This is a genomic window from Rhodoferax sp., from assembly GCF_028689305.1.
GTDB lineage: Bacteria > Pseudomonadota > Gammaproteobacteria > Burkholderiales > Burkholderiaceae_C > Rhodoferax.
In genome coordinates this window covers 1-7,679 of record NZ_JAQTWM010000127.1, presented here as the reverse complement: position 1 = coordinate 7,679, position 7,679 = coordinate 1, and the positions used below count along the sequence as shown (strand labels likewise).

Below are 7,679 nucleotides of genomic sequence, written 5' to 3'. Positions count from 1 at the left end.
CGCATCATGGGGGTGGAAACCGGCGGTTGCCCGCACACCGCCATCCGCGAAGACTGCTCGATCAATCTGGAAGCCATCGACCGCATGCTGGTGGACTATCCCAACGCGGACATCGTGTTTGTGGAGTCCGGCGGCGACAACCTGGCCGCCACCTTCAGCCCCGAACTGAGTGACCTGACGATTTACGTGATCGACGTGGCGGCGGGCGAGAAGATTCCGCGCAAGGGCGGCCCCGGCATCACCAAAAGTGACCTGTTTGTCATCAACAAGACCGATCTGGCCCCGCACGTAGGCGCCAACCTGGAGGTGATGCACGCTGACACCACCCGCATGCGCACCACCCCCAAGGGGCTCAAACCGTTTGTCATGACCAACCTGAAGACGCAGTCCGGGCTGGCCGAGGTGATCCGGTTTATTGAAACCAAGGGTATGTTGCAGGCACACACCTGAGCTCACGGTGCTACTATTTTGGGATTCCACATCGTAGAGGAGTTCCAAAATTCAGCCGACCCAAGGGCTAGACACCCCACTGCCGGTACATCCCGATGGCGCGGCTTGACGACGATCTGTCGGGCAGCTCGGCCTTGGTGATTGATGCCAACCCGACCTCACGCTCCATTCTGGTGTCGCAACTGCGGGACTTTGGCATGGGCACGGTGGTGCAGTGTGCCCGGCTGCTGGACGCCCGGCGCCAGTTGGAATATCGCCAATTTGATGTGGTGCTGTGTGAGCTGCATTTCGCTGGCGAGACCATGACCGGGCAGGACCTGCTGGACGATCTGCGACGCAACCAGCTGTTGCCGTTTGCCACGGTCTTCATCATGGTCACGGGCGAAGCCACCTACACCAGGGTTGCCGAAGCGGCCGAATCCGCCTTGGACGGGTACCTGCTCAAACCACACAAGGCCGCCCAACTGGGCGAGCGCCTGCGTCAGGCACGGATTCGCAAGACCTCGCTGCAGGAGATTTTCACGGCCATCGAAGCCCAGGACTTCGAAACCGCAGCCAGGCTGTGCCTGCACCGTTTTGAAACACGGGGGCCATTCTGGCTCTATGCCGCCCGGGTGGGCGCGGAGCTGTTGCTGCGGGTGGGCCAATTCGACCAGGCCCAAAAGTTGTACCAGGCGGTGGTGGATGCCAAGACCCTGCCCTGGGCCAAGCTCGGTGTGGCCCGCGCGCTGCTGGACGAAGGCCAAACCGCCAAGGCCATCAGCACCCTGGAAAACCTGATCAGCGAAGACCCCAACTACACCGATGCCTACGACGTCATGGGCCGGGCCCAGTTCGAGCAGGGCAAGTTTGATGCGGCCCTGAGCACCTACAAAATGGCCAGTGCGCTGACACCAGCGTCGATCACAAGGCTGCAAAACCTGGGCATGATGAGTTTTTATCTGGGTGACCATGCCGAAGCTGAAAAGACGCTGGACCGGACCACCCGGCTGGGCCTGGATTCCAAGATGTTTGATTGCCAGACCTTGGTGCTGCTGGCCTTTGCCCGGCTGGAAAGTGGCGATCGCAAGGGTCTGCAACGCTGCCGTGACGACTTTGCCCGACTGCTGGAGCGCAGCCCGGACAACCAGCGCCAGCAGCGGTTGGCCGGCATCGTGACCGCGTTGAGCCTGATCGAGCAGCGCCAGTATGCCCAGGTGGTGGAGCTGGTCCGGGCGATGTGCAAGCGGATCAAGGACCCGGATTTTGACTTTGAGTCCGCCTCCAATCTGGTGGCCTTGCTGGCGCAACTGGCGGACAAGGCCGTGCATTTGGAAGAAGTCGACAGCACCATTGACACCCTGGGCCTGCGTTTTGGCGGCACCCGCGCGCTGGCCGAACTGCTGGCCGGTTCGGCGGCCATCCATCCCGCCTATGCCGAGCGCATCCAGACCGCCCATGCCCAGATTCTGAAACTGGCGGAGAACGCGATGGCGCTGAGCATGGGGGGCGACCCCCAGGCGGCTGTCGAGACCTTGATTGCCCATGGTCACAGAACCTTGAGCGGCAAGTTGATTGAAACCGCCTATCTGGTGCTGCACCGTTACACCGACAAAATCGCTGACGCGCATGAACTGACCGACCAAGTCCATGAACTGCGCAGCCGCTACCGCACGCAGATCACCCGTGCCTCTCTTGGTGAACAAAAACGCCAGGCTGGCGGGCTGAGCCTGCGCACCGATGGCAAGGCTGCCGCCAGCCCGGCAGCCGCTTGATCAGCCCCACAGATCCAGCGGCGGATCGGTCACCACGGCCCGCAAAATATCCGAGCGTGAAATGAATCCGGCCACCACGCCGGACTCGTCAACCACTGGCAAACCCGGCAGGCCGGTATCCAGCAACACCCGGGCGACCCGGCGGATGTCCGTCTCCGGTGCCACGCTGGCCACCGGCGTCAACATGATGGCCTTGACGTTTTGCTGCATCAGGGCGCGCCACACCAGAGCATGGCTATCCGGCGAGGGCAGACGCTCGGGCTTGAGCAAGTCCGCCCGGGTCAGCAGCCCCACCAGCCGGCCATTGGCGTCCACCACGGGTGCCTGGCCAACCGCCTTTTCGCTGAGCGTCTGCCAGGCCTGCAGCACCGTGGCAGTATCGCGCAGGGTGATGACCTCACGGCTCATCAGGTCACGCACCGTGCTCAACGGGTGCCTGGGCAAGGTGACGGTGCTGGCATCGGTGTAGGCCGCCAACACATGGCGGTGGGCTTCGTCACCGCTGGTGGCATGAGCAGACGGTCCGGGGTTGGCCCGGGCATAGGCGCCCGACGACTCTGCGGCCTCATCCCGGCCATCGCGCTCGACGGCCTGCACCCCATGGGTACGCGCCAGCGCCCCCACCCCACCGACTTGGCGCAACTGTTCCAGGTTGCCACGAAACAACCGGCCCGAGGTGCCATAAACCGAAAACATGGTGTGCTGCTCCTGTGTCGATAAGGTCAAACGAGGCCGTACTTTAGACCGCTTCAACCCGGCACGCAGCGGTATTTACCCGTCTGCCCGCCGCGGCGGCAAAAACAGGGACTGCAGATCGTTCAGGAAATCAAAGCCACGCGCCGTGGGCCGGGCCCGCACCAGGTCCCGGGTCAACAACCCCTGGCGCTCGGCCTGCTCCAGCCCGTCGGCCAGGGCCGTACTGGCCAGCCCGGTGCGCTCGGAGAACAGTGACAAGTCAAACCCGTCGGCCAGGCGCAAGGCGTTGAGCATGAATTCAAATGGCAGGTCCGCCCGGCTGACCTCGTGTTCCTGCGTGACTGCCGATCCCGCCAGGGCCTGTGTCATGTAACGCGCCGGGTTTTGCAAACGCACCTGGCGCACCACCCGATGGGCAAAACTGAGCTTGCTGTGGGCGCCGGCACCAATGCCCAGATAGTCGCCAAACTGCCAGTAGTTCAGGTTGTGGGCACAGGCGTGGCCGCTGCGGGCATAGGCGGAAACTTCGTAGCGGCCCAGCCCAGCCTGCCCGGTCATGTCGGTGATCAGATCAAGCATGTCGGCGGCGGTATCGTCATCCACCGCCGCGGGCGGGTATTTGGCGAAAAAGGTGTTGGGCTCGATCGTCAGGTGGTAAATCGACAGATGGGGCGGCGCCAGTGCCAGCGCGGTGGCGACATCCTGACGCAGCTCAGCCAGCGTCTGGCCCGGCAGCGCATACATCAGGTCCAGATTGAAGGTGTCAAACGCTGCCGCCGCTTCCTGCACAGCGGCCAGCGCCTGCGCTCGGTCATGGACACGGCCCAGTGCGCGCAAAAAATCGTCGTTGAAGCTCTGCACCCCGACCGACAGGCGCGTGACCCCGGCGGCGCGAAAGGCCTTGAAGCGGTCGGTCTCGAAGGTGCCAGGATTGGCTTCCAGCGTGATTTCGCAGTCGGCAGCCAGCCGCAGGCGGGCGCGTAGACCGGCCAGCAGCTGGTCAATGGCCTGCGGGGAAAACAGGCTGGGGGTTCCGCCACCAATGAAGATGCTTTGCACCACCCGCCCCCACACCAGCGGCAAGGAGGCCTCCAGATCGGCCAACAAGGCCGTCAGATAAGCCTGCTCAGGCAGTTCGGCCGCGCGCATCTCATGCGAGTTGAAGTCGCAATACGGGCATTTTTTCAGGCACCAGGGCAGGTGCACATACAGTGACAGCGGCGGCAGGGCGCTGAGCTGCAGGAGGCCCGGGCGCATGTAATGCTGGATATCGCGTGGCGGCAGGGGTTGATCTGACGCCGATGGAGCCATGATCGGAATCATGATCAGCAGCTCCAGGCTTCTGCAGTGTGGCGTTTCACAACCAGCGCTCGCGCATCAGGGCCACCATGGCCTGGGCAGCACGACCGCGGTGGCTATGGGCGTTTTTCACCGCCACCGGCAATTGGGCAAAGGTCTGGCCAAACTCGGGAATGAACATCACCGGGTCAAAACCAAAACCATTGCTGCCCATGGGCGCGCGGGCAATTTCACCGACCACGCGGCCAACCGCCACCAGCGGTTCGGGGTCTTGCGGGGAGCGCACGGCCACCAGGGTGCTGACCATGGCGGCACGGCGGTTGTCGATCGACTGCATCTGTTCCAGCAAGGCACGCACATTGTTGGCGTCACTCTTGGGGTAGCCAAACTGCGTGGCATAAAACGCCGTCTGCACACCCGGCAAACCACCAAAGGCATCGACACACAAACCGGCGTCATCAGCCACGGCGGGCAGGCCGCTGTGCTGCGCGGCATGGCGGGCCTTGGCCAACGCGTTTTCGATGAAAGTGTGAAACGGTTCCTCCGCCTCAGGAATACCCAGGCTGCCCTGGGTGATGAGTGCCACGCCAAGAGGCGCGAACATGGCCTGCAGTTCCACCAATTTTCCGGGGTTGTTGGATGCCAGCACAATTTTCATGACAATTAGGCCTCCAGCCCGCGTTTAACCTACAGTTATAGCTACTATTTTAGTAGCAATTCTTTTGCAACTGAACCAGCTCGCGAATCCCTTTGTCAGCCAGCGCCAGCAGGGCATCCATCTCGGCGCGGGTGAAGGCGGCACCTTCGGCCGTGCCCTGCACTTCGACAAAATGCCCCGCGCCAGTCATCACCACGTTCATGTCGGTATCGCAGGCCGAGTCTTCCACATACTCCAGATCCAGCAAGGGGGTGCCCTGCACCATGCCCACCGAGATGGCGGCCACGTGGTCACGGATCGGCGACGTGGTGATCTTGCCCTGGCTGATCAGCCAGTTGACAGCGTCCTGCGCCGCCACAAAGGCCCCGGTGATGGCGGCGGTGCGGGTGCCACCGTCGGCCTGCAGCACATCGCAGTCAAGGTGCAGAGTGCGTTCGCCCAACAGCTTGAGGTCAAACACGCTGCGCAGTGCGCGACCAATCAGGCGCTGGATTTCCTGCGTGCGGCCCGACTGTTTGCCACGCGCGGCTTCACGGTCGCTGCGGCTGTGGGTGGCGCGCGGCAGCATGCCGTATTCGGCGGTGACCCAGCCCTCGCCACTGCCTTTTTTGTGACCCGGGACTTTTTCCTCGACTGAGGCGGTACACAGGACCTTGGTGTGGCCAAACTCGACCAGCACCGAACCTTCGGCGTGTATGGTGTAGGCGCGCGTCAGGCTCACCGGGCGCATGGCATCACTGGCGCGACCGCCAGAACGTTGGAATTCAGTCATCAGGCAAGCTCAAAAAAAAGAAAGACATCAGGTTTTTTTATTGGCCGTGCGCCGAATCGCGTCATTGATCTCGGCAATGGAGCGTTCAATCGCCGCGTCATCAAGATCACCAACGGTGGCGTCAAGCCAGCCGGACTGGACTGTGGAGGCAAAAACTCCGTCACTGATGGAGTCGGTGGACACACCACCCCGGGTTGAATCAAAGTCGTCCGGCGTTTCCCACTGCAAAGCCAGGCAGGTGACGTTGTCACTCGTGTCCCCGCCCTGCCTCAAGGCTTGTTCCACCAGGTCAGGCACAGCCACTTCGACCGATTTGCTGGCCAGGTTGGCCACGATGTCGTCGTCAGACACTGACGACCACAGGCCATCCGAGCACAACATGACCCGGTCCCCCTGCTGCAGCGCCACCGGGCCATCCACATTAAAAACCGGTTTGGTCGGCGACCCCAGGCAGGTGAACAGCACATTGCGATTGAGATGCTCAGTGGATTTGGAGGCCCCCTTGCGCACCAGATGTTGTTCCACCAATGAATGGTCACGCGTGCGTTTGAGCAACTCACCCTGTCGCAGCAGATAAAAACGGGAGTCACCGCAATGCGTCCAGGTGACGCTGCCAGACTGCAACACTGCCACCACAATGGTGGTACGTGGTGAGTCGAGCAGGCCCCGGTCCATGCCATAACGCAAGATTTGACGGTGGGCCGCCATCAACGCATTGGTCAGAAAGGTTGGCACATTGGACAACAGTGGCTGGGCCTCTCTTTGAAAAAGCGCAGCGACTGCCTGGATGGCCAGTTGGGCGGCCACTTCACCATCGGGGTGACCCCCCATGCCATCGGCCAGCAGAAAAACAGCCGACTCACGGGTATAACAATACCCCATGCGGTCCTCGTTCTTGTCGCGACCGCCTTTGCGACTGACCTGGAAAACGGAGAATTTCATTTCACCCTCTTACCAATGTCGGTGGCTTTGAGGACCGTTTTTTTGGTGCCTGCCACCATGGTCTCGAGTTGCAGCCGCACTTTGTCGCTCACGCTCAGTTTGGTGTAACGCCGCTCACCGGGACGGTTGAGCTCCTTTTGCAGGGCAAAGACGGATTGCGGCCGCGCCAGCGGGTCCAGCGCCATGCACCACTCGACCACCTCGATCAGGTTGTCCGAATAGACCCCTTTCAGGCGTTTGAGTGCCAGGGACATCCGGTCATTGGAGGCGCGCTGTGGCGCTTCGTTGGGGGGGTAGCCCTGCATGCAGGCATACATGCAGGCGCCAATGGCATAAATGTCGGTCCAGGGGCCCATGGCAGTGTCGCGGCGGTACATTTCCGGCGCCGCAAACCCAGGGGTGTACATCGGGCGGATGAAGTTGCCTTCTTTGCTCAACACCTCGCGCGCGGCACCAAAATCAATCAGCACCGCCCGGTTGTCATCGGTGATAAAGATGTTGGCGGGTTTGATGTCCAGATGCAGCATCTTGTGCTGATGAACAATGCGCAAGCCGCGCAGGATTTCATCAAACAGTGACAGGATGGTGGACTCCCGAAACACCTTGGGCTGTTTGAGATCGCGCGCAATGATGATGAAGTCCTGCAGGCTGGCACCTTCCAGGTAATTCATGACCATGTAGACGGTTTCATTCTCCCGGAAGAAGTTCAGCACACTCACCACCGAAGAATGGGAGATTTGCGCCAGCGAGCGTCCTTCTTCAAAAAAACTCTTGAGGCCCAACCGGTACAGGGACAGTTTTTCGGGCGGGACCTGAGGCATCAGCGCGCCGGGCTCACGCGTCGCCAGCGACGCCGGCAGATATTCCTTGATGGCCACTTGCTGACCATCTGCCCCGATGGCGAGGTACACAATGCCAAAACCACCGGCCGCAACCCTGCGTATGATCCGGTAGCCACCAATGACGGTATCCGGCGGGAGGGGGGAAGGCTTGACCTTGGACATATTTTTCAATCAGATTGCGCAAAATGGGGGCAGAACCGGGTTATTCTCAAACTCACCTTATTGAAAAAACATCCCATGTCAGTTTACAGCATGACTGGCTACGC

Annotated in this window: 9 protein-coding genes; 3 read left to right on the top strand and 6 right to left on the bottom strand. The window is 61.4% G+C overall.

Annotated features, from left to right (window positions below; genetic code table 11):
- Both ureG and PHW99_RS17330 read left to right on the top strand, forming a co-directional pair.
- Positions 1-450: urease accessory protein UreG (gene ureG / locus PHW99_RS17335; protein ID WP_300180568.1), on the top strand; the 450-nt coding region annotated here is incomplete at its 5' end.
- Positions 451-545: 95 nt separating this feature from the next.
- The gene (locus PHW99_RS17330; RefSeq protein WP_300180565.1) at positions 546-2,204 is read left to right on the top strand and encodes a tetratricopeptide repeat protein; all 1,659 of its coding nucleotides are present in this window, start codon (positions 546-548) and stop codon (positions 2,202-2,204) included.
- On the opposite strand, the gene PHW99_RS17325 is transcribed toward PHW99_RS17330, so the two are convergent.
- The 6 genes from PHW99_RS17325 to PHW99_RS17300 all read right to left on the bottom strand — a co-directional run bounded on the left by PHW99_RS17325 (position 2,205) and on the right by PHW99_RS17300 (position 7,515).
- Entirely contained in the window at positions 2,205-2,900 is a 696-nt protein-coding gene (locus PHW99_RS17325) for a CBS domain-containing protein (RefSeq protein ID WP_300180562.1), read from the bottom strand.
- 75 nt (positions 2,901-2,975) lie between these two features.
- Positions 2,976-4,223: a radical SAM family heme chaperone HemW gene (gene hemW, locus PHW99_RS17320; RefSeq protein ID WP_300180559.1), complete on the bottom strand. Its 1,248-nt coding sequence runs from the start codon at positions 4,221-4,223 to the stop codon at positions 2,976-2,978.
- A gap of 34 nt (positions 4,224-4,257) precedes the next feature.
- Complete coding sequence (rdgB, locus tag PHW99_RS17315; protein ID WP_300180556.1) at positions 4,258-4,857, bottom strand: RdgB/HAM1 family non-canonical purine NTP pyrophosphatase; 600 nt, start codon at positions 4,855-4,857, stop codon at positions 4,258-4,260.
- Positions 4,858-4,906: 49 nt separating this feature from the next.
- Positions 4,907-5,629 carry a ribonuclease PH gene (gene rph, locus PHW99_RS17310; protein WP_300180553.1) on the bottom strand — a complete coding sequence of 241 codons (723 nt, stop codon included), beginning with the start codon at positions 5,627-5,629 and terminating at the stop codon, positions 4,907-4,909.
- A 27-nt stretch (positions 5,630-5,656) separates the two neighbouring features.
- On the bottom strand, positions 5,657-6,571 hold the full coding sequence (locus PHW99_RS17305) for a PP2C family serine/threonine-protein phosphatase (RefSeq protein ID WP_300180550.1): 915 nt from the start codon (positions 6,569-6,571) through the stop codon (positions 5,657-5,659).
- A complete protein-coding gene (locus tag PHW99_RS17300; RefSeq protein ID WP_300180571.1) occupies positions 6,568-7,515 on the bottom strand; it encodes a serine/threonine-protein kinase in 948 nt (315 codons plus the stop codon). Before PHW99_RS17300 ends, PHW99_RS17305 begins: the two co-directional genes overlap by 4 nt.
- Here PHW99_RS17300 and PHW99_RS17295 point away from each other — a divergent pair.
- Positions 7,450-7,679 (top strand): hypothetical protein (locus PHW99_RS17295; protein ID WP_300180574.1); only part of this gene is annotated, 230 nt, incomplete at its 3' end. The genes PHW99_RS17300 and PHW99_RS17295 overlap by 66 nt on opposite strands.